The 24,434-nt window shown below is 70.2% G+C and carries 27 protein-coding genes and 1 tRNA gene; 10 read left to right on the forward strand and 18 right to left on the reverse strand.

Annotation, left to right across the window (positions count from 1 at the left end; translation table 11 throughout):
- Positions 1–64 precede the first annotated feature (64 nt).
- From E6P78_RS24990 to E6P78_RS25005, 4 genes are all read left to right on the forward strand, one after another.
- Entirely contained in the window at positions 65–640 is a 576-nt protein-coding gene (locus E6P78_RS24990) for a TerD family protein (protein ID WP_026171553.1), read from the forward strand.
- A 113-nt stretch (positions 641–753) separates the two neighbouring features.
- The gene (locus E6P78_RS24995; RefSeq protein WP_018103347.1) at positions 754–1,329 is read left to right on the forward strand and encodes a TerD family protein; all 576 of its coding nucleotides are present in this window, start codon (positions 754–756) and stop codon (positions 1,327–1,329) included.
- 70 nt (positions 1,330–1,399) lie between these two features.
- The gene (locus E6P78_RS25000) at positions 1,400–2,527 is read left to right on the forward strand and encodes a DUF475 domain-containing protein (protein ID WP_136205885.1); all 1,128 of its coding nucleotides are present in this window, start codon (positions 1,400–1,402) and stop codon (positions 2,525–2,527) included.
- Positions 2,528–2,683: 156 nt separating this feature from the next.
- Positions 2,684–3,418 carry a Tellurium resistance gene (locus tag E6P78_RS25005; protein WP_136205913.1) on the forward strand — a complete coding sequence of 245 codons (735 nt, stop codon included), beginning with the start codon at positions 2,684–2,686 and terminating at the stop codon, positions 3,416–3,418.
- Here the strand turns inward: E6P78_RS25005 and E6P78_RS25010 are convergent.
- The gene (locus E6P78_RS25010; RefSeq protein WP_136205886.1) at positions 3,415–4,293 is read right to left on the reverse strand and encodes a TerD family protein; all 879 of its coding nucleotides are present in this window, start codon (positions 4,291–4,293) and stop codon (positions 3,415–3,417) included. The genes E6P78_RS25005 and E6P78_RS25010 overlap by 4 nt on opposite strands.
- Before the next feature lie 220 nt (positions 4,294–4,513).
- On the opposite strand from E6P78_RS25010, the gene E6P78_RS25015 reads away from it, so the two are divergent.
- The 4 genes from E6P78_RS25015 (at position 4,514) to E6P78_RS25030 (ending at position 9,875) form a co-directional block, all read left to right on the forward strand.
- Positions 4,514–5,677, forward strand: a complete 1,164-nt coding sequence (locus E6P78_RS25015) for an HpcH/HpaI aldolase/citrate lyase family protein (protein ID WP_136205887.1) — start codon at positions 4,514–4,516, stop codon at positions 5,675–5,677.
- A gap of 55 nt (positions 5,678–5,732) precedes the next feature.
- The gene (locus E6P78_RS25020) at positions 5,733–8,276 is read left to right on the forward strand and encodes a phosphoribosyltransferase (protein WP_136205888.1); all 2,544 of its coding nucleotides are present in this window, start codon (positions 5,733–5,735) and stop codon (positions 8,274–8,276) included.
- Positions 8,273–9,097, forward strand: coding sequence for an HAD family hydrolase (locus tag E6P78_RS25025; RefSeq protein ID WP_136205889.1), 825 nt, complete (start codon positions 8,273–8,275; stop codon positions 9,095–9,097). The genes E6P78_RS25020 and E6P78_RS25025 overlap by 4 nt, the downstream gene beginning before the upstream one ends.
- Before the next feature lie 118 nt (positions 9,098–9,215).
- Positions 9,216–9,875, forward strand: coding sequence for an O-methyltransferase (locus E6P78_RS25030; RefSeq protein WP_136205890.1), 660 nt, complete (start codon positions 9,216–9,218; stop codon positions 9,873–9,875).
- Between the two features lie 131 nt (positions 9,876–10,006).
- Here the strand turns inward: E6P78_RS25030 and E6P78_RS25040 are convergent, their stop codons facing one another.
- From E6P78_RS25040 to E6P78_RS25050, 3 genes are all read right to left on the reverse strand, one after another.
- Positions 10,007–10,240 carry a zinc ribbon domain-containing protein gene (locus E6P78_RS25040; RefSeq protein WP_136205891.1) on the reverse strand — a complete coding sequence of 78 codons (234 nt, stop codon included), beginning with the start codon at positions 10,238–10,240 and terminating at the stop codon, positions 10,007–10,009.
- 29 nt (positions 10,241–10,269) lie between these two features.
- Positions 10,270–11,640, reverse strand: a complete 1,371-nt coding sequence (locus tag E6P78_RS25045) for a hypothetical protein (protein WP_136205892.1) — start codon at positions 11,638–11,640, stop codon at positions 10,270–10,272.
- A 331-nt stretch (positions 11,641–11,971) separates the two neighbouring features.
- Complete coding sequence (locus E6P78_RS25050) at positions 11,972–12,739, reverse strand: DUF4097 family beta strand repeat-containing protein (protein WP_136205893.1); 768 nt, start codon at positions 12,737–12,739, stop codon at positions 11,972–11,974.
- A 274-nt stretch (positions 12,740–13,013) separates the two neighbouring features.
- Here E6P78_RS25050 and E6P78_RS25055 point away from each other — a divergent pair.
- Positions 13,014–13,088: transfer RNA gene (locus E6P78_RS25055), tRNA-Val, on the forward strand.
- Positions 13,089–13,156: 68 nt separating this feature from the next.
- Here E6P78_RS25055 and E6P78_RS25060 read toward each other — a convergent pair.
- The 14 genes from E6P78_RS25060 to E6P78_RS25125 form a co-directional block, all read right to left on the reverse strand.
- Positions 13,157–14,314, reverse strand: a complete 1,158-nt coding sequence (locus tag E6P78_RS25060) for a site-specific integrase (protein ID WP_136205894.1) — start codon at positions 14,312–14,314, stop codon at positions 13,157–13,159.
- On the reverse strand, positions 14,314–14,502 hold the full coding sequence (locus E6P78_RS25065; protein WP_136205895.1) for a helix-turn-helix domain-containing protein: 189 nt from the start codon (positions 14,500–14,502) through the stop codon (positions 14,314–14,316). The genes E6P78_RS25060 and E6P78_RS25065 overlap by 1 nt, the downstream gene beginning before the upstream one ends.
- Positions 14,499–15,911: a replication initiator protein RepSA gene (repSA, locus tag E6P78_RS25070; RefSeq protein ID WP_136205896.1), complete on the reverse strand. Its 1,413-nt coding sequence runs from the start codon at positions 15,909–15,911 to the stop codon at positions 14,499–14,501. The genes E6P78_RS25065 and repSA overlap by 4 nt, the downstream gene beginning before the upstream one ends.
- On the reverse strand, positions 15,908–16,993 hold the full coding sequence (locus E6P78_RS25075) for a DNA cytosine methyltransferase (protein WP_136205897.1): 1,086 nt from the start codon (positions 16,991–16,993) through the stop codon (positions 15,908–15,910). The genes repSA and E6P78_RS25075 overlap by 4 nt, the downstream gene beginning before the upstream one ends.
- Positions 16,990–17,190, reverse strand: a complete 201-nt coding sequence (locus tag E6P78_RS25080) for a hypothetical protein (protein ID WP_136205914.1) — start codon at positions 17,188–17,190, stop codon at positions 16,990–16,992. Before E6P78_RS25080 ends, E6P78_RS25075 begins: the two co-directional genes overlap by 4 nt.
- A 5-nt stretch (positions 17,191–17,195) precedes the next feature.
- Positions 17,196–17,381, reverse strand: a complete 186-nt coding sequence (locus E6P78_RS25085; protein WP_136205898.1) for a hypothetical protein — start codon at positions 17,379–17,381, stop codon at positions 17,196–17,198.
- 93 nt (positions 17,382–17,474) lie between these two features.
- A complete protein-coding gene (locus E6P78_RS25090) occupies positions 17,475–18,035 on the reverse strand; it encodes a GGDEF domain-containing protein (protein ID WP_136205899.1) in 561 nt (186 codons plus the stop codon).
- A gap of 5 nt (positions 18,036–18,040) precedes the next feature.
- Positions 18,041–18,364, reverse strand: coding sequence for a SpdD protein (locus E6P78_RS25095; protein ID WP_136205900.1), 324 nt, complete (start codon positions 18,362–18,364; stop codon positions 18,041–18,043).
- A gap of 11 nt (positions 18,365–18,375) precedes the next feature.
- Positions 18,376–18,564, reverse strand: a complete 189-nt coding sequence (locus E6P78_RS25100) for a mobile element transfer protein (RefSeq protein WP_136205901.1) — start codon at positions 18,562–18,564, stop codon at positions 18,376–18,378.
- Between the two features lie 2 nt (positions 18,565–18,566).
- Complete coding sequence (locus E6P78_RS25105; protein ID WP_136205902.1) at positions 18,567–18,752, reverse strand: hypothetical protein; 186 nt, start codon at positions 18,750–18,752, stop codon at positions 18,567–18,569.
- 19 nt (positions 18,753–18,771) lie between these two features.
- On the reverse strand, positions 18,772–19,473 hold the full coding sequence (locus tag E6P78_RS25110; protein ID WP_136205903.1) for a DUF2637 domain-containing protein: 702 nt from the start codon (positions 19,471–19,473) through the stop codon (positions 18,772–18,774).
- Between the two features lie 81 nt (positions 19,474–19,554).
- Positions 19,555–19,737 carry a hypothetical protein gene (locus tag E6P78_RS25115; protein ID WP_136205904.1) on the reverse strand — a complete coding sequence of 61 codons (183 nt, stop codon included), beginning with the start codon at positions 19,735–19,737 and terminating at the stop codon, positions 19,555–19,557.
- Positions 19,738–19,820: 83 nt separating this feature from the next.
- Positions 19,821–21,170, reverse strand: a complete 1,350-nt coding sequence (locus tag E6P78_RS25120; protein ID WP_136205905.1) for an FtsK/SpoIIIE domain-containing protein — start codon at positions 21,168–21,170, stop codon at positions 19,821–19,823.
- Positions 21,171–21,172: 2 nt separating this feature from the next.
- On the reverse strand, positions 21,173–21,502 hold the full coding sequence (locus E6P78_RS25125) for a hypothetical protein (RefSeq protein ID WP_018554023.1): 330 nt from the start codon (positions 21,500–21,502) through the stop codon (positions 21,173–21,175).
- A gap of 221 nt (positions 21,503–21,723) precedes the next feature.
- Here E6P78_RS25125 and E6P78_RS25130 point away from each other — a divergent pair, with 221 nt between their 5' ends.
- The gene (locus tag E6P78_RS25130) at positions 21,724–22,482 is read left to right on the forward strand and encodes a GntR family transcriptional regulator (RefSeq protein WP_136205906.1); all 759 of its coding nucleotides are present in this window, start codon (positions 21,724–21,726) and stop codon (positions 22,480–22,482) included.
- The last annotated feature ends 1,952 nt before the right edge of the window (positions 22,483–24,434 follow it).

Raw genomic sequence — 24,434 nt, forward strand, 5'->3', positions numbered from 1 at the left:
CGATGCCAACACGACGTGGAGGCGCCGGCACCGGCCGGCCCCCAAGAAACCAATGGGAGGACTCGTGGGAGTCAGCCTCAGCAAGGGCGGCAACGTCTCGCTGACCAAGGCCGCGCCCAACCTGACCGCGGTCATCGTGGGTCTGGGCTGGGACGCCCGTACCACCACCGGCGGAGACTTCGACCTCGACGCCAGCGCCCTGCTGACGAACGCCGAGGGCAAGGTCGCCAACGACGGGAACTTCGTCTTCTTCAACAACCTCAAGAGCCCCGACGGCTCCGTCGAGCACACCGGTGACAACCTCACCGGTGAGGGCGAGGGCGACGACGAGGTCATCAACGTCAACCTGGCCACCGTCCCGGCCGACGTCGACAAGATCGTCTTCCCGGTCTCGATCTACGAGGCCGAGACCCGCCAGCAGAGCTTCGGCCAGGTGCGCAACGCGTACATCCGCGTCGTCAACCAGGCCGACAACAGCGAGCTCGCGCGCTACGACCTGTCCGAGGACGCCTCGACCGAGACCGCCATGGTCTTCGGCGAGCTGTACCGCAACGGCGCGGAGTGGAAGTTCCGTGCCATCGGCCAGGGCTACGCCTCCGGTCTGCGCGGTATCGCGCAGGACTTCGGCGTCAACGTCTAGACCGCTGAACGGGGCCGCGCGGTCCCGGCCATCAGCATTTCCGTCCGGCGCCGCACGACGTGCGGCGCCGGACGCGCTCAACACACGGTTCATCGACTCGGGGAGGACACACCATGGGCGTCACGCTCGCCAAGGGAGGCAATGTCTCCCTCTCCAAGGCCGCACCCAATCTCACCCAGGTGCTGGTCGGCCTCGGCTGGGACGCACGATCCACGACGGGGGCCGACTTCGACCTCGACGCCAGCGCACTGCTGTGCCAGTCGGGCCGGGTGCTCGGCGACGAGTGGTTCGTGTTCTACAACAACCTCACGAGCCCCGACGGTTCCGTGGAGCACACCGGTGACAACCTCACGGGTGAGGGCGAGGGCGACGACGAGTCGATCATCGTGAACCTCACGCAGGTCCCGGCCCATTGCGACAAGATCGTCTTCCCGGTCTCCATCCACGAGGCCGACAACCGCGGTCAGACGTTCGGCCAGGTCAGCAATGCGTTCATCCGCGTCGTCAATCAGGCGGACGGCCAGGAACTCGCGCGTTACGACCTCACCGAGGACGCCTCCACGGAGACCGCGATGATCTTCGGCGAGCTCTACCGCTACAACGGCGAGTGGAAGTTCCGTGCAGTTGGTCAGGGGTACGCATCGGGGCTGCGCGGCATCGCTCTAGACTTCGGGGTCAACGTTTCGTAAAGCCGCGCACGGCGCGGGGGAGCCCCGTACACGTCGGGGGAGACCCGTTACATACACGATGGGGTAGCCAGTGCTTCTGAAAACCTTCGGGTGGTCGCTCGTGATCACCGCGATCGGCCTAGTGGCCGCGTGGTTCTACGGGGGGTGGGAAGCCTTCGGAGTGGTGGCGATCCTCTCCGTCCTGGAGATCTCGCTGTCGTTCGACAACGCGGTGGTCAATGCCGGAATCCTGAAGAAGATGTCCGCCTTCTGGCAGAAGATCTTCCTCACGGTCGGCGTGCTCATCGCGGTCTTCGGCATGCGGCTGGTCTTCCCCGTCGTGATCGTCGCCATCACCGCCAAGCTGAATCCGATCGACGCCATCGATCTCTCCTTCAACGACGCGGACCGCTACAAGGAACTGGTCACGGACGCCCACCCGGCGATCGCCGCCTTCGGTGGCATGTTCCTGCTCATGATCTTCCTCGACTTCATCTTCGAGGACCGTGACATCCAGTGGCTGCGCTGGATCGAGCGCCCGCTCGCCAAGCTCGGCAAGATCGACATGCTGTCGGTCTGCATCGCGCTCATCGTCCTGCTGATCACCGCCCTCACCTTCGCCACCAGCGCCCACCAGCACGGCGGCGGGCACGCGGACAAGGCGGAGACCGTCCTGCTCGCCGGCGTCGCCGGTCTGATCACGTACCTCATCGTCGGCGGACTATCCGGCTACTTCGAGGAAAGGCTCGAAGACGAGGAGGAGCGCGAGCACGAGGAGGAGGAAGAGGCCAAGCGGAGCGGCAAGAAGATCTCCGCGGTCGCCCTCTCCGGCAAGGCCGCGTTCTTCATGTTCCTCTACCTGGAAGTGCTCGACGCGTCCTTCTCGTTCGACGGCGTGATCGGCGCCTTCGCCATCACCAACGAGATCGTGCTGATGGCGCTCGGCCTCGGCATCGGCGCCATGTACGTCCGTTCGCTCACGGTCTACCTGGTCCGCCAGGGCACCCTGGACGACTACGTGTACCTGGAGCACGGCGCGCACTACGCGATCGGCGCGCTGTCGGTCATCCTGCTCGTCACCATCCAGTACGAGATCAACGAGATCATCACCGGCCTCGTCGGCGTCGTCCTGATCGCCTGGTCCTTCTGGTCCTCGGTCCGCCGCAACAAGGCGCTGGAGGCGGAGGAAGGACAGAGCGAAGTCACCGCCGGGGTGTGACCCGGTAGCGATTGAGGGAACGCTCTGAGCGGGGCGGCTCGTACGGTGGCGGCTCCGGGTAAGGCCCGGAGGCGGCCCGGAGCCGCCCCGCAGTGGTGCGTGCGTCGCGTGCGCCGCGTGCGACGGCTGGAGCAGGACCGAGAGGTGGGGGTCGGGATGGCGTTCTGGGACAACCTGTGGCCGGGGCGGGAGTCGCAGTTCGAGTCGGGCAACGCGGCCACCAACTCCATCGTGCTCACCCGGCGGCACGCCACGGTCTCGCTGACCAAGCAGGGCGCGCTCAGCGGCAACCTCCGGGTCAACCTCTCCTGGCGGATGCGCACCTCCGACATCGAGGGCCGCGCCCGCCAGAGCGGCCGGCTGCTGCACCCCTTCAAGCTCTTCCAGCCGGAGGCCGTGCAGGCCCACACCCAGGGCGTCGTCAACGTCGACCTGGACCTCGGCTGCATGTACGAGCTGACCGACGGCACCAAGGGCGTGGTGCAGCCGCTGGGCGACCTGCTCGGCGATCTGAACGGGCCGCCCTACATCAGGCTCAGCGGCGACGACCGCTTCGGGGCTCCCTCGGGCGAGACCCTCTACGTCAACCTCGACAAGCGCGAGAACATCAAGCGGCTGATGGTGTTCGTCTACATCTACGACCAGACACCGGCCTTCGACCGGACGCACGCCAAGGTGACGCTCTACCCGGGCAACGGACCGCGCATCGAGATCGATCTGGACGAGCGCGCCCCGCAGGCCCGCTCCTGCGCGGTGTTCACGGTGGAGAACGTCAAGGACGAGCTGGTGGTGCGCCGCGAGGTGAAGTTCGTGTACGGCTTCCAGTCGGAGCTGGACCGGATGTACGGCTTCGGCATGCAGTGGGGACGCGGCTACAAGTCCCGGACCTAGTGCCGTATGAACTGCGGCCCCTGCGGGGGCAGCACGAAATTCGGGTCGGGCGCGTGCGCGGCCGCCGGGGCGGGCTGCGGGTAGCCGTAGGCGGGCTGCGCGGAGGCCGGCTGGGGATAGCCGTACGAGGGCTGCGGGGCCGGGGCGGGCTGCGGATAGCCGTACGAGGGCTGCTGGTGCAGCACGGTCGCCTGCGAGTCGGGCACGGGGGCCGGCGCCGGGGGGAACGGGGGAGCGGGCGGCACCGGCTCCGGCCGGTACTGCGGCTGCGGGGGCTGCTGCTGGTGCGGCTGGGGCTGCGACGGGGTCTGCGGCTCGGGCTCGGGCTCCCCCTCGTCGACCGAGATCCCGAAGGCGGTCGCGAGACCGATGAGACCGGTCGGGTAGCCCTGCCCCACGGCCCGGAACTTCCAGCCGTCGCCGCGCCGGTACAGCTCGCCGCAGATGATCGCGGTCTCCTCGCCGGTCTCCGCGCGCACGTCGAACACGGCCAGGGGCTCGCCGCCGGCCGCGGCAGCCGCGTCGTAGATGAGGATGCGCAGGTCGCGTACGTGCTCGAAGGCGGCCCCGTCCGAGGACGCGGCGATGACCACCTGGTCGACCGAGGGGTCGAGCGTGTTGAGATCGGCCTCGATGGTGTCCGTCAGGCCCTCGGGCAGGCTCCGCTTCGGTAGCCGGCGCACCAGGCCGGAGGGATGACGGGGCTGGTTGTAGAAGACGAAGTCCTCGTCCGAGCGCACGCGGCCGCCGGCGCCGAGCAGCAGGGCAGACGCGTCCACATCGGGCACCCCGGCGCCCGGCGTCCAGCGCAGCACGGCCCGTACGGCCATGGCGTCGAGGGGGACGTTCGAGCCTTTCACCATCGCGTGCGTCATGCCGGTCATCCTGCCTGCTGGCCGCCCGTGCGGACAACGTGGGGGTCGAGGCCCGCGTCCCGGCGGCGGACCGGAATCGTCCCGTCCGTCCCCTTCGAAACCCCCGCGAAACGGGTGAGCCACCCCGAATTCATATGGGCAGGGAACCGTGGACACTCGTCCGTACGTACTATTACCGGCCACACGTTGTCCGGTCGGTCAGAGAGTACGGGGGGAATGCATGCGTCATTTCGGGCATATTGCAGCTGCTGCGAAGGACGGGCTGTTCTTCCAGGAACCCTGCGTGTTCGACGCCGACTCCCCGAGCCCCCTCCTCTCCGCCGCCCTGGGCGCCACGCTCTACAGCCCCGCCACCCGGCCCCGGCTCGCCGACGACATCGTCAAGCTGGCCGGGCGCGGGGTCGTCTCCATGGTGCTGTGCCTGGAGGACTCCATCGACGACTGCGAGGTCGTCGGGGCCGAGGAGAACCTGGTCCGGCAGTTCGCCGACCTCGACGCACGCGGCGCCGATCTGCCGCTGCTCTTCATCCGGGTCCGCGAACCGGGACAGATCACCGACCTGGTGCGCCGCCTCGGGACGACCGCCCGGCTGCTGTCCGGATTCGTGCTCCCCAAGTTCACGCGCGAGCGTGGCGTGCCGTTCCTGGAGGCCCTGACCCGGGCCGAGGCCGCCGCCGGCCGGCGCCTGTTCGCCATGCCCGTGCTCGAATCGCCCGAGCTGCTGCACCTGGAGACCCGCCGGGAGATCCTGCACGCGATCGCGGAGACCGTCGACGCCCACCGCGACCAGGTGCTCGCACTGCGGCTCGGCGTCACCGACTTCTGCTCGGCGTACGGACTGCGGCGCGCGCCCGACATGACGGCGTACGACGTCGGGATCGTCGCCGGCGTCATCGCCGACGTCGTCAACGTCCTCGGCCGGGCCGACGGGACCGGCTTCACGGTCACCGGCCCCGTGTGGGAGTACTTCCCCCGCCAGGAGCGCATGTTCAAGCCGCAGCTGCGCCGCAGCCCCTTCCAGGAGAACCGGGCCGACGAACTGCGCACCGCGCTCATCGCGCACGACCTGGACGGACTGCTCCGCGAGATCGAGCTCGACCGCGCCAACGGCCTGCTCGGCAAGACCTGCATCCACCCCTCGCACGTCGCCCCCGTGCACGCGCTGTCCGTGGTCAGCCACGAGGAGTTCAGCGACGCCCAGGACATCCTGCGGCCCGAGAGCAACGGCGGCGGGGTGCTGCGCTCCGCGTACACGAACAAGATGAACGAGGTGAAGCCGCACCGGGCCTGGGCCGAAAGGACCCTGCTGCGCGCGAAGGTCTTCGGCGTGGCCCGTGAGGACGTCGGCTTCGTGGACCTGCTGGCGGCCTGCCTCGCGGAGTGAGTACGACCGGCGGGACGATCGGACAGGGACACCGGCGCCGAAAGCGGCACCGGGTGTGACGGACGAGTGGAAAGAGACGGCGAACGTGGTGTGGTCGGGTAGCTGGGTCGCGGAGCGACTGGGCGTCGAGCTGGTGGGCGACGGGGAACTGCGCGAGCTGCTGGGCCTCGCCCTGCGGCGCAACCCCAAGCGGGCACACCTGCTCGTGTCCAACGTGCTCGGCAAGCACGTGCCGCAGCGCCCCTCGGTGGTGTACGCCGCCGGATTCGACCTCGGCCGCCGGGTGCGCGACCTGCTGGGCGAGGACGGGGCGCGGCAGGCGGTCGTGCTCGGATACGCGGAGACGGCCACCGGCCTCGGCCACTCGGTCGCCGACGGCCTCGGCGACGCGCCCTACCTCCACTCGACCCGCCGGCCCGTGCCCGGTGTGGCGCGGGCGGGCGGCTTCGAGGAGTCCCACTCGCACGCCACCTCGCACCTGCTGCTCCCCGAGGACCCGGGGCTGCTGGCGGCGGACGGGCGCGGCGGGGGCGGCTCGCCGGACTCGGCGCTGGTGCTGGTGGACGACGAGTTCTCCACCGGCAACACCGTCCTCAACACGATCCGCGCCCTGCACGAACGCTACCCCCGCGACCGGTACGTCATCGTGGCCCTTGTCGACATGCGCTCCCCGGCCGACCGGGGGCGGCTCGCGGAGTTCGCCGCGGAGATCGGCGCCCGGGTCGACCTCGTGGTCCGCACCACGGGCACGGTCGGCCTCCCGGACGACGTCCTGGCGAAGGGGCAGGCGCTGATAGCCGAGCAGGAGCGGGAGGCGCTGCGAGGGGCCGGGGGCCGCATCGAGGAGCAGCTCCCGAAAGCGCCGCGCACCTGCACGCGCATCGACCTCCCGTGGCCCGCCGGCGTGCCCGACGGCGGCCGGCACGGCTTCGCCCCGGCCCACCGCGCCCTCCTGGAGCCCGCCCTGCCCGCCCTGGCGGACCGCATCTCCGAGGCCCTGGGCGACGCACCCCGCCGCGTCCTGGTCCTCGGCTTCGAGGAGCTGATGTACGCGCCGATGCGCCTGGCCACGGCCCTGGAGGAGCGCACGGACGGCGAGGTCCGCTACTCCACGACGACCCGCTCCCCGGTCCTGGCCGTGGACGACCCGGGCTACGCGATACGCACCCAGCTGGTCTTCCCGGCCCACGACGACCCGGCCGACGGACCCGGCGAGCGCTACGCGTACAACGTGGCGGGCGCGGGTTTCGACGCCGTGGTGGCCGTGGTCGACTCCGCCGCCGACACCCCGGCGCTGCACGCACCCGGCGGCCTCCTGGACCAGCTGGCCGCCCACACCGGGCAGGTCCTGCTCGCGGTGGTCCCCTCGTACATACCGCCGGCGCCCGCCGCCCCCGCCCTCCCGCCCGCCTCCGAACGGCAGGAAGACCCCCACATGCTGCTGCCCGAGCCCCTTCGCGGCCCCGCCTTCTCCTCGTACGCACCGGACGAGGTCGGCTGGCTGCTCCAGGACCTCTCGGACACCCGCCTCGAAGCGCCCACGGAGGAGCGCGAGGAGGCGATACAGAGCGGGGGAGCGCACTACGCGGAGTCGCTGCCCGTCGAGTACCAGCCGTCCGCCCAGTACCAGGAGCTGTTCAAGGCCGCCCTTGACATCTCGGCCGCCCGGATCGCCCGCGCCGTGGGCACGGTCACCGAGACGGTCCTCGCCGAGCGCGGCCCGCGCCCGGTGCTCGTCTCGCTCGCCCGGGCCGGTACGCCGGTCGGCGTGCTGATGCGCCGCTGGGCCCGGGTACGGCACGGCATCGAGCTGCCGCACTACGCCGTCTCGATCGTGCGCGGACGCGGTATCGACGCCAACGCGCTGCGCTGGCTGGCCGCCCACCACGACCCGGCCGACGTCGTGTTCGTGGACGGCTGGACCGGCAAGGGCGCGATCACCCGCGAACTGGCCGCCGCGATCGTGGAGTTCGAGAAGGCCGAGGGAGCCGAGGGCTTCAACCCGGAGATCGCGGTGCTGGCCGACCCGGGCGGCTGCGTGCGTACGTACGGCACCCGCGAGGACTTCCTCATCCCCTCCGCCTGCCTCAACTCCACGGTCTCCGGGCTCATCTCCCGTACCGTCCTGCGCGCCGACCTGGTCGGCCCGCACGACTTCCACGGCGCGAAGTTCTACCGCGACCTCGCCGGCTCCGACGTCTCCGGTCTCTTCCTCGACACCGTCACCGACCGCTTCGACGAGGTCGCGGACGCCGTGGACGCCGAGGTGAAGGAGGCGCTGACCGCGGACCGGGCCCCGACCTGGGAGGGCTGGGCGGCGGTCGAACGCATCAGCGAGGAGTACGGCATCAACGACGTCAACCTCGTCAAGCCCGGCGTCGGCGAGACGACCCGCGTGCTGCTGCGCCGCGTCCCGTGGAAGATCCTCGCCCGGCGCGGCGCCGGCCCGGACCTGGAGCACATCAGGCTGCTGGCCGAGCAGCGCGGCGTACCGGTCGAGGAGGTCGACTCGCTCCCGTACACCTGCGTCGGGCTCATCCACCCCAAGTACACGCGCGGGGCGACCGGCGCCGACGGCAAGGCGGTGGAGTCCGCGTGACCGACACCCCGGTGACCCTGATCGCCAGCGACCTCGACCGCACCCTCATCTACTCGGCCGCCGCCCTCCAGCTCACCATGGAGGACGCCCGGGCCCCCCGGCTCCTGTGCGTCGAGGTGTACGACCACAAGCCCCTCTCGTACGTCACGGAGACGGCCGCCGGGCTGCTCGCCGGCCTGACCGGCGCCGCGTCCACCGTCTTCGTACCGACCACCACCCGCACCCGCGAGCAGTACCACCGCATCCATCTCCCGGGCGCCCCGGCCGAGTTCGCGATCTGCGCCAACGGCGGCCACATCCTGGTGAACGGCGAGTCCGACCGGGACTGGCAGCGGACGGTGGCCCGCCGGCTCTCCGACGAGTGCGCCTCGCTCGCCGAGGTCCGCGCCCACCTCGTCTCCGCCGCCGACCCCGCGTGGCTGCTCAAGGAACGGGTCGCCGAGGACCTGTTCGCCTACCTCGTCGTGGACCGCGCCGAACTGCCGCCGGACTGGATGACGGAGCTGGCCGCCTGGGTGGAGCCGCGCGGCTGGACCGTATCGCTCCAGGGCCGCAAGATCTACGCCGTACCGCGCCCGCTCACCAAGAGCGCCGCCATGCGCGAGGTGGCCCGCCGTACCGGTGCCACCCGCACCCTCGCCGCCGGTGACTCACTCCTGGACGCCGACCTGCTGCTCGCCGCCGACCGGGGCTGGCGCCCAGGCCACGGCGAACTCGCCGACGCCGGCTGGAGCGCCCCGCACATCGAGGCGACCGCCGAGCGGGGCGTGACCGCGGGCGAGGAGATCCTGCGCCGCTTCGTGCGGGCGGCGGGGCTGTGACGTAGGGGCCGGCCTCCCGACGCGCCGCGAGAATGCGCTCGTACGGGCCGGGGTGGACGACTACAGTCACGCCGTTCCCGCCCGCCGGGGGACATGCGGCCGACCAGGGAGTTGCGCGATGACCAAGGGAAACGAAACCAAGATCACGGACGAGCTGTACGCGTACATGCTGGCGCACAACCCGCCGCTCGACGCCGTACAGCGCGAACTCGTGGAGACCACCTACGCCGAGCTGCCCGACCGGGCGGGCATGCAGTCCGCCGAGGAACAGGGCCCGCTGCTCGCCTTCCTCGTACGGCTGACCGGGGCCCGGCACATCGTGGAGGTCGGCACCTTCACCGGCTTCTCCGCCCTGTCGATGGCCCAGGCGCTGCCCGCCGACGGCCGGCTGATCGCCTGCGACATCTCGGAGGAGTGGACGGCGTACGGCCGTGCGGCGTGGGAGAAGGCGGGCGTCGCCGACCGCATCGACCTGCGCATCGCCCCCGCCCTGGACACCCTGCGCGCGATGCCGCAGGAGCCCCACATCGACTTCGCCTACCTGGACGCGGACAAGGGCAACTACATCGCGTACTGGGAGGAACTGGTGCCCCGGATGCGCCAGGGCGGCGTCATCACCACGGACAACGTGCTGTTCCACGGCGGCGTGACCGACCCGCACGCCACGGGCGCGGCGAAGGACATCCAGGACTTCAACGACCACGTGCTGGCCGACACCCGCATGGACAGCGTGCTGCTGACGGTCTCGGACGGCCTGACACTGTCGCGCAAGCGGTAGCGGTCGGTGCGGTAGTGGTCCGTGCGGTAGCGGTTGGTGCGGTAGCGGTCGGTGCGGTAGTAGTCGGTGCGGTAGCGGTTGGTGCGGTAGTGGGAGCGGTAGCGGTCGGTTCGGGGCCCGGGGGCGCCGGTTCAGCCGCAGCAGCCCCCACCACAGCAGCCGCCGCCACCACCGCCACCAGCCGAGGGCGCGGGGCCGGAACCGGAACCGGAACCGGCCGAGCCGCCCACGGCGACCGTGGAGAGCAGCTTCACGGTGTCCTCGTGCCCGGCGGGGCAGGAGGCGGGGTCGGAGGACTCGGCCATGGGACGGCTGAGCTCGAAGGTGTCTCCGCAGGAGCGGCAGCGGTACTCGTAACGAGGCATGGGTCCAGGTTATCCGCAGTGGGCCGGGCTCAGTTGGCTCCGGCCCCGCGTTCTTCGCGGATCTCGGCGACGACGTGGGCGGCGGTCTGCCGCAGGCCCTCCGTCACGGTGAGGAAGTGCCAGTAGTCGGGGTGGCGACCCTCCAGGCCCGTGATGGCCTGGTCGAGGCGGGCCACCGCGTCGTCCAGCGGGCGGGCGTGCCGCGGCTCGGGGGTGTGGCGCCCGGCCATCGCCAGCCGCTGGGCGTCACGGATCGCGAACCGGGTCCGCTGGATCTCCTGCTCCGGGTCCTTGGCGACGAGGTCGAGCCGGTGCAGCCGGTCACCGGCGGCGGACACCGCCTCGTCCGTGGCGTTGAGCAGGGCGCGCACGGTGCTCAGCCGCGAGGTGGCGTCGGCCCAGCGCTGCTCATCGCGGGCGCGGGCGGCCTCCTTGAGCTTCTCCTCGGCCTGGCGCACGTTGACGGCCGCCTGCTCGGGAACCGGCTGGAGGTCCTGCCAGCAGGCGGCGGAGAACCGCCGCCGCAACTCGCTGAGCACCGGCTCGACGGACGCGGACCGGGTGGTCAGCGCCTGGGCCCGGGTACGCAGGGACACCAGTCGGCGGTCGATCTCGGCGGCGCGCTCGGGCAGTTTCTCCGCCTCCGCCCGCACGGCCTCGGCGTCCCGCAGCACCTGGTCGGCACGTTGAAGGGTCTCGGGCACGCCGTGGCGCCCGGCACCCTGATTGAGTTTGGTCAGCTCGGGGGCCAAGGCGGCGAGCCGGGCGGCGAGATCGTCGGCGCGCAGCCCGGACGCCCGCACCGAATCGAGAGCATTGCTCGCGGCGAGGAGCGCCTGTCGCGCCCGCTCGACGGCCGGGGCGAGCCGGGCGAGCTGTGTCTCGGCACTCCCGAGCAGGGGCCCGAGCCCGGCGGCGAACCGCTCCAGGTCGCCCTTGACGCGCACCAGCTGGTCCTTGGCGGAGGACAGCTCGGTCCGGGCCCGGGAGGCGACGGCCGGGTCGAGATCGTCCCGGTCGAGGTCGTGGGCGTCGACGGCGGTGATGTAGGCGTGACTGGCCTCGTCGATGCGCTGTCCGAGCGCGGCGAAGTCGTCGACGGCCTTGCGGGCGGCCGGCGAGCTGTCCACGGCGGTGATCGTCTCGATGGAGATCTGAAGGTCGCGCTGCGCGGTGTCGAGCTCGTAGAACGCCTCGGCGGCCGCATCCTTGGCCGCCTGAGCCTCGGCCCGCTGCCCCTCCCCACGCCCCCCGAACCACCGCCGCGTCCCCCCACCGGCGACGGCGAGGGGGAGAGCGGCGGCGAGGAGGGGGAGGGGGGCGAGGACGAGGAGGCAGGTGTCACGGACGTCGCGCCCGAGCGAACGGTGCCGCCCGCGCCCCACACGCGCCCCGGTCACGTCGATCGCTCCGGGGGCTCCGGGCGTTCCGGGCGCTCCGACGACGGAACCCGCTCCCTGCCCGCCCGCTCCCGCCTGCGGCTGCGCGTGTGTCGCCGTCACATGCCTCTCCCGTGCCGTTTCGCCTTGCCCGGTACATTCTCCCACCAGGTAAGAACGAACACACGGGCCGGTTAGTTCGCGCCGGGAGCGGTGACTCGGCGTTGCGGCGCGGTGTCGTGTGACGTGGCGGACGTGGCGGACGTGGCGGACGTGGCATCGTGCGGTGCGGCGCGGTGTCGTGTGAGGTGGCGTGGTGTCGTGCGGTGCGGCGTCTGTCTGCGCGGGGAGGTCAGTCCGCGTGCCGCACGGAGACGCCACCGTTGTCGCTGTGGGCCTTCACGACGTGCTTGCTGTCGTCACCGCGCGGCACGTCCACGGAGACGTGCCCGTTGTCGGCGGTCGCGGACACGGCGTACCGGGTCTCGCCGGCGGGAAGGTCGATGGTGATGCGCCCGTTGTCACTGACGGTGTCCACGAGATCCGGCACCTTGCTGAGGCCGAGCTTCACGGAACCGTTGTCCGACCGGGCCACCACGGACCGGGCCGAGATCCGCTCGGCCAGGACGGACCCGTTGTCGCTCTTCAGCTCCAGGGGCCCGCTGACGTCCCGTACGACGACCCCGCCGTTGTCCGAGTAGAGCTTGAGCGGCGTGGTGAACTTGGAGGCGGTGACCTTGCCGTTGTCGGCGTCCACGGTGAGAGCGAGCCCCCGGGGCACCTTCACCTCGTGCCGGGCCTCGCAGTCGCTGATCATGGCCTTGCACTTCACCCGAAGCGTGAGCGTGTTCCCCTCCAGTTTCCACACGGGGTCGGGCCCGGTCCCGAACATGACCCAGCCGTCGACCCGCCGGGTCACCTCGATCTTGTCCACATCGGCGGGGACGACCTCCACGGTGGAGTTCTCCGCATCGATGGTGAGTGCCTTCCCGTCGTACGCGAACGACATGTGCTCGACGGGCGCGTCCTCCACATCCGTGCTCCCGCACCCACTGAGCGCCCCGACGAGCAGAGCGGTGCCCCCGATGGCCACGAGAACGCTGCGATTACGGATGGTCATGGTGATCAGGTCCCCCTGGGCCGGCGCTGCGATGCGCGTCTTGCGATGCCCCTACGGTACGCAGCGCCCGCCGGCCCGACGATCCGGTCGGCTACCGTCTTGGGGTGGGGGTAGCCCCCGTACGACCCGAGCCCGGCCCGGCCGTACGATCGGCTTCGGCCCCGCTCACGATCAGGCTGGGTCCGGCTTCGGCCCGGCTTCGGCCCGGCTTCGGCCCCTGGATGACCGATTGTCGACATGTGCCGTGATGCATGTAACCTGTTGCCTCATCCACGGGTGCGTAGCTCAGGGGTAGAGCGCTGCTCTTACAAAGCAGATGTCGGCGGTTCGAAACCGTCCGCGCCCACCAGCACAAAGACCCCCAGCCGATCATGGCTGGGGGTCTTTGACATCCACTTCTGACATCAACGGGCACGATCACCCACGGTCGGGACGCTGCCGCTTCAACATCCGGTCCAGGTGGCTCACGGCCTCCCGCTGCGTGTCCTGGACGACGTGGGCGTAGATGTTCATCGTGACCGCGATCTGACTGTGCCCCAGGATCTCCATGACGACGCGGGGCGGGACGCCGGCAGCGGTCAGCAGGGTCGCGCAGCCGTGGCGGGCATCGTGCAGGCGGATCACCCGAAGGCCGGCGGTCGCGGCAACGCGGGTGAACGAGCGGTACAGGTTGCGGGGTTCGATCGGCCGGCCTGTGCGGGTGGTGAAGACGTATCCCGTGTCCTCCCACTGATCACCGGCAGCCTCACGCCGAGCAGCCTGCCGCAGCCGTTCCCATCGGAGCGGAGCGATGCAGAGGGCGGGGAGGGGGAGCGTCTGTTTCCTGCGGCGCCCCTTGGGATCGTCCTCGTACGCCTCACCGCGGACACGCTGTCGCTGAGTGCGAACCCGGATCTCCCGCTTGTCGAGGTCCACGTTTTCCCACCGGAGGCCGACGATTTCACCGCGGCGGAAGCCGAGCGCGATGGCGAGCACGAAGGCCGCATAGAGCGGGTCCTTACGGGCCGCGGTGAGGAAGGACAGGGTCTCGTCCAGCGACCAGGGGGAGAGGTCTCGCGCTTCGGCCGAAGGCGGCTCCACGAGGGTCGCCACGTTCCGCATGACGAGTTCTTCCCGGCAGGCCGCCGTCAGCGCGGTACGCAGGACACGGTGGGATTCCTTGGCGGTCGCTGCGGTGGTCGTCTGTTCCAGACGGACGAGGAAGCGCCGGACGTCTGCGACGCTCAACGATTCGAGCCGCTTTGAGCCGAGCATCGGTACGAGGTAGAGGCGGATGGGCGTCTCGTACTTGGCGTAGGTCGTCCGCTTGCGGCGCGGCTTGACGATGTTCTCCAGCCAGTACGGCAGCCACTCGGAGAGCTTGGCCGACCGCGTGGGCACGGGGACGCCTTGGTCCACCTTGGCGAGCAGGTCACGGCGCTTGGTGTCGCACTCGGCCCAGGTCTTGCCGTAGGCGAACTTGCGGGCGCGGGTGCCGTCCGGCTGGAGGACGTAGACCGCGGCTTGATAGCGGCCGTCCTTGCGCTTGGTGATGGTGCCGGCGCCGTTGGGGTTGCGTTTGCGCTGGGGAGGCATCAGGCGGCTTCCTCGATCTCGTTGACGATGAAGTCCCGTACGGCGTCGGCGGGGATGCGCCGGGCCCGGCCGATGGTGATGGAGACGAGTCGGCGGGAGCGGATCAGGTCGTAGACGGTGGAGCGTCCGAGCTTCAGCCGCGCCATGACCTGGGGCACGGTGAGGAGTTCGGCGGTGGCGGTGGTCATGCGTCGGTTCCTTCCAGGGCGAGTTGGTCCATGAGTTCGGCGCGGTGTTCGCGGGCGGTTTCGCGGTTGTGTTGGATGTCGCGGTGGATGTTGGCGGCGAGCCAGGATTCGCCGGGGGTGTGGCCGTTGCCGGCGTAGGCCCAGTGCGCGAGCGTGAGCGTCGTCGCTTCCGGGTGGTCGTCGGGGTCGGGGAGGCCGAGGGATGCTCGTTGTTCGGCGGCGCGGTAGTCGGCGCGTACCTGTCGGAGGGCGCCGAGGGTGGTGGAGTAGGCGCGGGACTTGGTGGAGAAGTGGCCGCGGAAGCCGAGCATGTGGGCCCAGTCGCGGAGCTTGCGGTCCGGGTAGGCGTGGTGCAGGTCGAGGCATGCTTCGATCAGCCGGCGGGGGTGCTCGGGCACGTCGAGGAGGATCAGCGCTTCCTTGTTCCCGATCCGGTGATCAACGGTGCCCGTTGTTTCGGCGGCCTTGGTGGCGTACTTGGCGACGTAGGAGGCAACGGCCTGTTCGGTGAGGTCTTCGCCGTTGCCGAAGGCGCGGATGGGCTGGACGTCGAGCTGTGTGCCCCAGCGCAGCACCCATTCCGAGGGGAAGCCGGCTTCCTCGTTCGCGGGAACGGTGACTTCAGCGCGAGCGGCGGCGGCCCGGATCGCGTCTTCCAGCAGGGCGAGGGTGGCCCAGGCCGGGGGCGGGGCGTCCGGTCCTTCGGGCCCGTCGAAGCGGATCACCGCATGGAAGTGAACGGCCCCGAGTTTCTGGTACTCGGCGACCTTCCCGAAGGACACCTTGGACTGTTCCCGGGCGGCTTTCTGCGTGAGGCCGGCACGCTTGGCGATTTCGCGGCGGAGGTAGATCGTGAAGTAGCGCCAGAGGTCGGAGGCGTGGTTGTTCCAGAGCACCGCGCCCGCGTAGTCGTACCGGTCGGGGTCGAGGGGTGTGCCGAGTTCCGGGGCGTTGTCGGGGTGGTGGGTGCCGCAGCGGCAGGGCCGGTTGCCGGGGCGGTTGTGGACCGGGCCGAACGAGGGGGCGGTGAGGGTGGCGAAGACGCGGGGGTGGTCGCGGATGGTGTGTGGGGTGCCTTTGTCGGGGTCGCCGGTGAGGCCGGCGCGGATGAGGTGGTAGGTGTCGCCGGCGTAGGTCCAGGCGCAGGCGGGGCAGCGGGAGGCGCGGCGGTTGCCGCAGGCGATCCGTAACCGTCCGCCGGGCTCGTTGTCGGTCGCGTAGTGGTGGAGCAGGGTGCCGGTTGCGCGGTCGATGGTCTTGGTGGCGCCGGTGAGGTGAATGGGTTGGGAGCAGCCGCCGGTGCGGCGGAGTTGTTCGGTGAGGCGGTCGAAGCCGGGAGACCCGGCCATCCTCAGAAGGTCGGTGAGGGTGGTCGGGTCGAGGCCCGCCATGGTGGCGGTGTCGTTCACGCGGCCACCTCCAGACCAGCGGTGGCGGTGTTGGTTGCGCCGAGGCCGGTGAGGATGGCGGTGGCCAGGGGCGGTGGGACGGCGTTGCCGATCTGCTCGAACTGCTTGGTCCGCGACCCCTGCCACGGGTAATCGGCGGGGAAGCCCTGGAGGACGGCCGCTTCCGTGGCGGAGAGGCGGCGGACGGCGGTGCCGTGGTCGTCGTACCAGGACACGTCATTGAGGGCGTGGCCGAACAGGAGGGTGGGCGCGGGGCGGTCGAGGGTGCGGCGGGTGGAGCGGGGGCGGTTGCCGACGCGCAGCGTCCAGGAGCGGGCCCTACCGGTCAGGGCCCAGGCCGGGGCGGTGGTGGAGAAGCGGGTGCCGCCGGAGGTGTGGTTGCCCCGGGTGATGACGTCTCCCGCGGGGCAGCCGATCGCTTCGGCCATGGACACCCAGGGCAGCCGGCCCGGTCCGAAGAGGCTTTCGGGTTGGGCGGTCTCGGCGTGGGTGGGCTCGGGCGGGGTCGCGGTGCGGGTGCGGGAGGCCATCAGCACGGCGCGGCGGCGGGTCTGGGGGACGCCGTGGTCGGCGGCGTTGAGGATGCCGACCCACGTCGAGTAGCCACGGGTGCGCAGGATGCGGGCCATGTGCTCGAAGAGGGGCTGTGCTGCGGGGACTTCTTCCAGGGCGACCCATTCTGGGTGGAGGCCGAGGGCGTAGCGCAGCGGTTCGGCGACCAGGAGGGAGCGGAGGTCGGTGCAGGCGGTGTGCAGGAGCGGGCGGGTGTCGGTGCCGCGGGCGAGGTCGTCCAGGGCTTGGTGGCACAGGTGCATGTCGTCGTGTCCGGCACCGAGGCCGGCGGTGCTGAAGGGCTGGCACGGGGCCGACCCGATCAGCCCGACGACTTTTCCGGTCAGGGGCGCGGTGGGGTAGGCGGCGACGTCGGTGCGGATCGTGAGGTGACCAGCCTGGTTGCGGGTGGCGCAGGCTGCCGCGTCGATCTCCAACCCGATCTCCCGGCCGCCCAGGGCGCGTAAGCCCTGGGACCAGCCACCGGGGCCGGCGAACAGGTCCAGCACACGAGGGGTGTCGGTGCTCATCGGCGGGTACCCCCGTTGCGGTGGGCGGGGCCGTGGTTGGCGGTGTAGCCCTCCACCAGTGCCTTGACCTGTGCGTCGCCCGTGGCGGTGGCAGAGGCCCCGCAGTGGCAGACCGCGGACCCGGTGGCGGGGGCGTTGGGGGAGGGCTTGCTGATGTGGAGGCCGGGGCGGTCCGGGGTCGGGGTCAGGTCGGCCATGACGCTCACGCCCCGATCCGGGCGTGGGTGCGGGCGGCGGGGAGGGTGTGGCCGGTGCCGTTGCAGGCGGGGCAGTCGGCGGTGATCGTGCGGTGCTCGCCGGCCGGGGTGCGGGTGCCGGTGGTGATGGCGACAGTGGGAAAGCCGTCGCAGTGACCGCAGATAGGCCGGGGCAGGGTCCGCTGGGGCATGATGATGTCTCCCTTTCGGGTCCGTTGGATCTGGAAGGTGGGAAGGCGCCCGGGGCGGCGGAAACTTGGCGGTTGAGGCCGCCCCGGGGGCCGTTAAGAGCGAGCGCGCGGGGTGTTGTTGCGTCGGCCGCGTCCCTTGACCGCGTACATGGCCGAGTCCGCAGCGGACAGAGCGTCGGTGAGGGTGCGTGCGGGCAAGTCGGCGAGGTGGCAGACACCGACCGAGGCGCCGACCGGGACCGTCAGCCCGCCATAGGCGACGGGGCGGTGCAGCGCTTCGCGAAGCGCGGCCAAGCCGGGAGTGCGGGCGGGGTCGGTGATGATGGCGGCGAATTCGTCGCCCCCGAGACGGGCCGCGATCCCATGGCCCGAGACCCAGCCAGTCAGCCGTGCGGCGGTGGCCGCAATGACGGCGTCGCCGGCCGAGTGGCCGTAGGTGTCGTTGATGGCCTTGAAGTCGTCCAGGTCCACGAGCAGGGCGGCGGCGTCGGCTGAGCGGGTGGCGATGCGTTCGGCGCGGGCCGTCCAGCCGGTTCGGGTGTGCAGGCCGGTGAGCGGGTCGCGTCGAGCGGTGGACAGGCGGTGGGTGAGCAGGCTGCCGTGCAGAGCCCACCCGAGGGCGGGTAACGCTGCGGCGACGATGGACAGGTCCATGCCGATCACCGGGCCTTGTTGTTGAGGAGCGAGCGCAGGACTACGGCGCAGATCGCGACCGAGGCGGCGGTGATCGCGGTGGCCAGGAGCATGGAGACCAGGACGGTGCCGATGATCAGGACCATGGCGGTCCCGCCGGCGGCGGCGAGGATCAGGGAGCCCGGGGTCAGCCGGACGGTCGGCCGGGTGGACGGAGCGACCGGGGCCGGGGCGGGGGTGTGGTGGCAGGTGCAGGCGGGGGTGTGGGTGATGCCGGTGAGCGGTCGGGCGAGGGGCGTCGACGAGGTGATGGGCGCGGTGTCCGGGGGCGGGATCTTGGGGGTGAACACGGTTCCTCCTGTCAGGGGTTGCAGCGGTGGGTGCGGGCGGCGAGTTCGGCGGCGGAGCGGTTGTGGTAGTTGGCGGAGAAGTTGCAGCCGGGGGCGGTGCAGGCGGCGGTGTGCTTGGTACGGCCCCGGCCGTCGTGGTGGGTGCCGACCTGGACGGGGCCGATACGGATCACGTCGGTGAAGCGGTTGGGACGCGGCATGGTCAGTCCTCCTGACGGAGGGTGTTGCCGGGGAACTCGGCGCGGATACGGTCGGCCTCTGCCGGGTCCGTCGTGCGGTCGGCCGCTTCCTCGGCGAGAAGCCGGGCGAGAGTGGGGCGGCCGGTGGCGGCCATCTCCCGGGCGGCGTCGACGTAGTCGGCGGGGCGATTGAAGTTGAACAGGGCCATGAGTCGAGATCCCTTCTGATCAGGCGAGTTGGGCGGTGATGGCGTCGGCGAGCGGTGCGGGGACGCCGAGGCGTGCGCGCAGGGTCGCGGTGTCGATCCGGTTGCCGGTCGTGGCGTGGTGGGTGTCAGCGACCTTCCGCGCGTGGTCCAGCAACGCCGGCGGAACAGTCACCGGGACAGGCGCCGGTGCCGCAACGGGTTCCGGGGCGGGGACAGGTTCGGGGGCCGTCGGAGCCGTGACAGGCGGGAGTTCGGGCGCAGAGTCCGGGGCCGGGTCGGGCTCGCGCTCGACCGTGACGGGCTCGGGTGCCGAGGCGGTCAACGGCGCTTCTGTCGCCGCCGGTTGAGCGGTGGGGGTGGCGGTGTGCGTGTGGGCGAGGAGTGTTCCGCCGAGGAAGGCGAGGGCGGGCCAGCCGGCGACGAGGATGCGGAGCCATGGCGGGACGTTGTCCAGGTCGAGCATTCCGGCGGTCGCGATGTTCGCGCCGAGGGATGCGGCCAGGGCGATGACGAACCAGACCCAGGCCGGGCCGTTGTCCGCGGCTGTGCGCATTCGGCGCCAGGCGGCGACCAGGAGCAGGTCCACGCTGATCGGGTAGGCCCAGGCTTTCCAGCCGTCCTGTCCGGCAGCGTCGGCCAGGTCATGCAGGTGTGAGAAGGACAGAGCACCGGCGATGACGGCTTGAACCAGCACGGCGTCCGGGCGGATGGTGCGGGGCATGGTGGTCACCTCCAATCTGTGGTGGTGCCGGGGCCGGGCGGGATGCGGGTGGTCGCCGCCCGGCACCCGGAGCGGAGGGGGTCAGGCGTTGGGTTCGGTTCCGGTGCCGAAGCAGTTCAGGCACAGGCCGTCCTGCTGTCCGACCGGGCGGCGCTTGCGGCCGACGCGCACGGTGGTGGGGACGTTGCCGGTCCCGCCGCACGGCTTGCAGTCACCGTTCTCGACCACGGGCGGGGGCTTGGGGGTCGTCCGTCGAGGTGCCATGGCGGGGGTTCCTTCCGGTTCCGGGCATGGGCGGGGTAGGGACCTGGCGCAAGACGGTCACGCCGACCGGGAAGAGCGGGGTGCTACTCGGTAACCGGGACCGGCTTCAGCAGCGGCGCGGCCGGGGCCGAGGCGGTGTGAACGGTCGGCCGGAAGGGTGCCAGAGCGGCGAGGTGCGGGGTGAGGTGCGCATACTCCTGGCAGACGGCGACCGCGTCGGCCGGGGTCATGGCGGGGGTTCGGATGCGGGACCAGCCGCCGGAGGCATCCCCGGCCACCGCAACACCGGGGCGGTCGGGGGCAATGGTGGTCGCGGCGAAGACCGCTTCCGGGGCGATGTCGCCCAGGGCCATTTCGGCGGTCTGCTTGTCGTTGACCCGGTGCACCACACGCCCGGTGAGCTGGGCACGCAGCGCGGTCGCCCCCTTACCGAGGTCGGAGCCGAAGCGCTGGCCGCAGACCTCCAGGAAGATCCCGACCGCACGGGCCATCTGCGCGAGCCGGATCATGCGCATCACCATCCGGTCCCGGCGTTCCTCGTCCTTCTTCGCGGCGACAAGGAAGAGTTCCGCGACCTCATCGACCAGGACGACGAGCGGCACCGGCCGCACCTTCGCCGGCAGGCCCCACATGTCCGGGACACCGTGAGAGCTGAGAAGGTCGAAGCGCTCTTCCATCTCACCCACGAGGGCTTCCAGCAGCCCGTCCGCCTCGTCCGGGGTCACCGCCAGGGCGGAGAGCCGAGGCGCATAACCGCCCTGTTCCACACCCCTCTTGCAGTCAATCCCGACCAGACCGACCGGGCGCTTGGCCAGCCCGGAGATGAGGTTGCGCTGATACATCGACTTGCCCGACTGGTTCGCCCCGACCGTCAGGGCGTGCGGGATCTTCTGGTAGTCGCGGACGAACGCCGTGCCGTCTTCCCGGAGCGCGACGGGGACCACCAGCGGGCCTGCGGTGGTGGTACGGGGCAGGCGGCGGGGCATCTTCACCCGGCGCAGCACGTCATAGCCGGTCATCCGCAGTTCCACGAACCCCGGCTTCACCTCCACCACATGCACGGAGTGGACGCCCCAGGCGTGGCGCAACCGTTCGGAGGCGGCGGACACGTCGGCGGGTTCCAGGCCGGCCGGGAGACGCAGCGTCGCCCGCATCCCGGTCGAGGAGTAGCGGACCCGGCGGACCCTCGGCGGAACCGGCTGCACTTCCTGACGGGCCACATTACGGACCATGAACGCCCGCAGGCGCGACGGCTGAACCGTCAGCCCGCACACATCCATCGTCGCCCGGTACGTCACCGAGAAGCGGACCCGGGCAACCGGGGCACCCACCAGCGACCAGAACACCCGAGGAGACCGAACCTTCGCGTAGCCGAGGCCGCCGGCGGCCGATAACGCCCCCGCTACCTCGATCGCCGTGGACAGGTCCGACATGGTCAGACACCCGCCGTGATGGCCACCGCGCGGAAGCTGATCCCGTGCCGGGTCTGGCCGTTGAACGTGTTCTCCCAGTCGCGGGCCTTGAGGCCAATCACCGTGACCGGGGTGCCGGGGACCAGGTTCTCCGGGACACCCGTGCTCGGCACCGTCACCTGGTAGAGGTTGCCCTCCCCCTCGTCCGAGATCAGCAGACCCACCGTCGCGAGCTGGGCACCGGTCTCCCGGTCCACCGCGATCTCCCCGGTCTGCTTGCTCACGAGCTTCGGCGTCGGAGGCGTCGCCACGAACACGACAGCGGTCGAAACATCGATCTTGAAAGATGGCATGAGCGCATCCCTTGTTCAGGAGGTCACCGCCAACCGGCAACCTCTCTAGACATCTACAGTGAAGCAGTTCATCTCTAGAGACGTCAACACCTGTCTAGAGATGTGTTGTTGTGCCACCTCAGGGCATCGGTTCGTAACGAGCACGTTCCGCTCGTGGGACGTACGTTTCTTTCGTGAAAGAAAGCTCTAGGCTGTCTAGAGAGGAGAGGAAGAGATCACTCATGTCCACCGAGGGCGCCAAGCGGCAGCCGAAGTACCAACGGATCGCCGATGAGCTGCGAGACGCCATCCAGTCCGGGCGGTACCACCCAGGCGATCGACTGCCAGGCGAGAACGACCTCATGGCCAGCCACGGCGTGGCCCGTATGACCGCGCGCCAGGCCCTCGGCGTTCTGCAAAGCGAGGGCATCGCCGAGTCGCGCAAGGGCGCCGGCGTCTTCGTGCGATCGTTCCGCCCGCTGCGTCGCCAGGGCATCAAGCGCTTGGCTCAGTCACAGTGGGGCGAGGGCCGGTCCATTTGGGCCGTCGACACGGAAGATCGGACTCTGGTCGTTGACCAGGTAAGCGTCACCGAACAGGGCGCCCCGGAGCGTGTCGCGCACGTGCTGGGAGTGGAGCAGGGCGATCCCGTGTGCGTACGCAGCCGACGGTTCGTGCTGGACGACAAGCCAGTGCTCATCGCCACGTCGTACCTGCCGGCAAGCCTGGTAGCCGGGTCTGCAATCACTCAAGAGGACACGGGGCCTGGCGGCATCTACGCCCGGCTCGCTGAACTCGGCTCCAAGCCGGTCCACTTCCGCGAGGAGATTCGTTCTCGCATGCCGTCGACGGACGAGGCAGAACAACTGAAGCTCTCCACCGGGACGCCCGTCATGCTAATCTGCCGGACGGCTTTTGCGGACGAGGGGCGTGCCGTCGAGGTCAACGAGATGACCCTTGACTCCGCTTCGTACATCCTCGAATACGCCTTTGACGCGTAGGGGCTCCTCAGCGCCCAGCCCAGGTTTCGCCCCGGCGGGCAACGCTGAATATCTGCTCAACCCGCGCTGGCGGAAGCACAGGTGCGAGCCCGGAGAGGACTGTGTGCACCCTGGCGCCATCGATGACGAGAACCGGAGGCGCCGCGTTCTTCACGGACAGTCTGGCCGCGCCCACGATCGCGATGACCGGGCGGACGGGCACAAGGAACCCGCAGTGGTCTGACAGAGCACGCGAGGTGCGTCGAGCCTCGTGCTCGCTGACCACGATGTACTTGGTGGGGGCGCGATTGACCGTAATGGCGTGATCGCCGTACCAGACGGTCTTGCCCCGGCGGCACTTCGAGTTGATGGTGAAGACGCCCGAGGGGCCTATTGACCAGGTGATCGATGTCCGACCCACTGGGCCATTGGACAGAGTGAAGAACCCGCCGACCCTGTCGTCTAAGAGTGTTCAGGCGCCGGCCAGTCGTACGCTCACCGACCAGCCCTAACGCCCAGCTTCGTATCTCCCGATCCGGCGACCAGCGGGCGAACGGCCTCTTCATTCGGTTGGGCTCCAGTTCTGCGAGCTTCCTCCGAATCGCATCTCCCGGCCGATTCCCCACCAAGTCCTCTTGCAGCACGGCTACTACCCCCTCGGTTCGGGAGTCCACCGCACCACGCTCCCGCAGAGGTGCCAAGACGCCGATTCCGGCCACCGAGAGCTGTTACAGGTTTCTCTACCTCATCAAGGCACCCGGCTGCGCTCCGCTCCGCCGGGCGCGCTTCCCGGCTCTGGCTGCGCCCGCGCTCCTGCCTTCGGCCCGCTCGGCGCTGCCGCCGCCGACGCGCGCCCGCTGGATAGGCCCGAGGGCATGAGACGAGAACCAAGCCCGCGGCTTCAAGACGATGCCTCCGGCGGGGGCGCTCAGACTCCGGGATGGGAGGGGCGCCGTTCGCGAGTGCCGGCCGGAGCATGGTGAGCGTCGTGGGGCTCCCATCCCGACCACCTTCGACCCAGGCAGAGCCGAGCAGTCGCGGCCCAGGGCGTCAAGGTCGTTCGTACAGTGGCGCGCTCCACCTTGACGCCCTGAACCACGACCGCTCCACGGTGTGTGGGTCGAAGGCAGACGGGATGGGAGCCGGGGTAAGGGGTGGGTTGGGGGCGGTTGCAAGGCTCTGACCAGGCGAAAGGCGAAGGTGCAGAACTTTAGTTTCCTACATGGTTACTAAGAATCACTAAGGCTTACTAGAGCTAAGGCCGTTATAGTGGCAAACAGACTTGGCCAACAGAGGTTGTACAAGTCGGGTTGTCCAGCCGAGTCTGGACAGTGAGCCCGAGATGGTTCACATAGACCTCCGACGCAGAAGCCCGGCCCTGGGGCCTAAGCCAGGACCGGGCTCATGCGTGGAGTTGCCGAAGCGGGTCCGGCCGAATTGTTGGCGGTCGGGCCCGTTTCGCATGGCCCTGCCGTCCGGCACCACTTCGTTCTAGCGCTACCGCGCCAGCTGTTCCACGCAGCCTGCGATCGCCGTCACAGCCGTGAGAATCGCGATCAAGAGCTGTGCCTTCGTGGGGCCGCTGCTCTCTCTGTTCTCCGCCTCTTCAGGCTCCCGCTCCGCTGCCATGTCCCACTTCCGATCAGGTAGTGCAACGCCCCACCACCTATGGGGCCTTCGGCTCTGAGGTCCGAAGCTAGGAGGGATCGGAAGCGGACGGCAAAAGCATATCGGGCGGCTTTGACGGCGACGGCCTTCCTAGGCCCTATCTGTCCACCTAACGTGGACGCATGGAGTCAGAAGCTGCGAAAAAATCATCTGTCACCTCATCGCCCATGTCTGCCTTCCCTCTCTGTCAGCCTTGGGTGAGACATCCCGCTCTGTCGGGTTAGCCTGAGAGGGCACGACAGGAGAATCACCCCTTATGACCAGCACCGAACCGGCCGGGTCCGACCCGGCGCCGAGGCCGAAGC

The sequence above is a fragment of the Streptomyces sp. A0958 genome, assembly GCF_004795035.1.
Classification (GTDB): Bacteria; Actinomycetota; Actinomycetes; order Streptomycetales; family Streptomycetaceae; genus Streptomyces.

Coding starts and splice junctions, on each gene's coding strand:
- E6P78_RS24995 (WP_018103347.1), top strand. CDS start 754: ATGGGCGTCACGCTCGCCAAGGGAGGCAATGTCTCCCTCTCCAAGGCC.
- E6P78_RS25005 (WP_136205913.1), top strand. CDS start 2,684: ATGGCGTTCTGGGACAACCTGTGGCCGGGGCGGGAGTCGCAGTTCGAG.
- E6P78_RS25010 (WP_136205886.1), bottom strand. CDS start 4,293: ATGACGCACGCGATGGTGAAAGGCTCGAACGTCCCCCTCGACGCCATG.
- E6P78_RS25015 (WP_136205887.1), top strand. CDS start 4,514: ATGCGTCATTTCGGGCATATTGCAGCTGCTGCGAAGGACGGGCTGTTC.
- E6P78_RS25030 (WP_136205890.1), top strand. CDS start 9,216: ATGACCAAGGGAAACGAAACCAAGATCACGGACGAGCTGTACGCGTAC.
- E6P78_RS25040 (WP_136205891.1), bottom strand. CDS start 10,240: ATGCCTCGTTACGAGTACCGCTGCCGCTCCTGCGGAGACACCTTCGAG.
- E6P78_RS25050 (WP_136205893.1), bottom strand. CDS start 12,739: ATGACCATCCGTAATCGCAGCGTTCTCGTGGCCATCGGGGGCACCGCT.
- E6P78_RS25060 (WP_136205894.1), bottom strand. CDS start 14,314: ATGCCTCCCCAGCGCAAACGCAACCCCAACGGCGCCGGCACCATCACC.
- E6P78_RS25065 (WP_136205895.1), bottom strand. CDS start 14,502: ATGACCACCGCCACCGCCGAACTCCTCACCGTGCCCCAGGTCATGGCG.
- E6P78_RS25075 (WP_136205897.1), bottom strand. CDS start 16,993: ATGAGCACCGACACCCCTCGTGTGCTGGACCTGTTCGCCGGCCCCGGT.
- E6P78_RS25080 (WP_136205914.1), bottom strand. CDS start 17,190: ATGGCCGACCTGACCCCGACCCCGGACCGCCCCGGCCTCCACATCAGC.
- E6P78_RS25085 (WP_136205898.1), bottom strand. CDS start 17,381: ATGCCCCAGCGGACCCTGCCCCGGCCTATCTGCGGTCACTGCGACGGC.
- E6P78_RS25090 (WP_136205899.1), bottom strand. CDS start 18,035: ATGGACCTGTCCATCGTCGCCGCAGCGTTACCCGCCCTCGGGTGGGCT.
- E6P78_RS25100 (WP_136205901.1), bottom strand. CDS start 18,564: ATGCCGCGTCCCAACCGCTTCACCGACGTGATCCGTATCGGCCCCGTC.
- E6P78_RS25105 (WP_136205902.1), bottom strand. CDS start 18,752: ATGGCCCTGTTCAACTTCAATCGCCCCGCCGACTACGTCGACGCCGCC.
- E6P78_RS25110 (WP_136205903.1), bottom strand. CDS start 19,473: ATGCCCCGCACCATCCGCCCGGACGCCGTGCTGGTTCAAGCCGTCATC.
- E6P78_RS25115 (WP_136205904.1), bottom strand. CDS start 19,737: ATGGCACCTCGACGGACGACCCCCAAGCCCCCGCCCGTGGTCGAGAAC.
- E6P78_RS25120 (WP_136205905.1), bottom strand. CDS start 21,170: ATGTCGGACCTGTCCACGGCGATCGAGGTAGCGGGGGCGTTATCGGCC.
- E6P78_RS25125 (WP_018554023.1), bottom strand. CDS start 21,502: ATGCCATCTTTCAAGATCGATGTTTCGACCGCTGTCGTGTTCGTGGCG.
- E6P78_RS25130 (WP_136205906.1), top strand. CDS start 21,724: ATGTCCACCGAGGGCGCCAAGCGGCAGCCGAAGTACCAACGGATCGCC.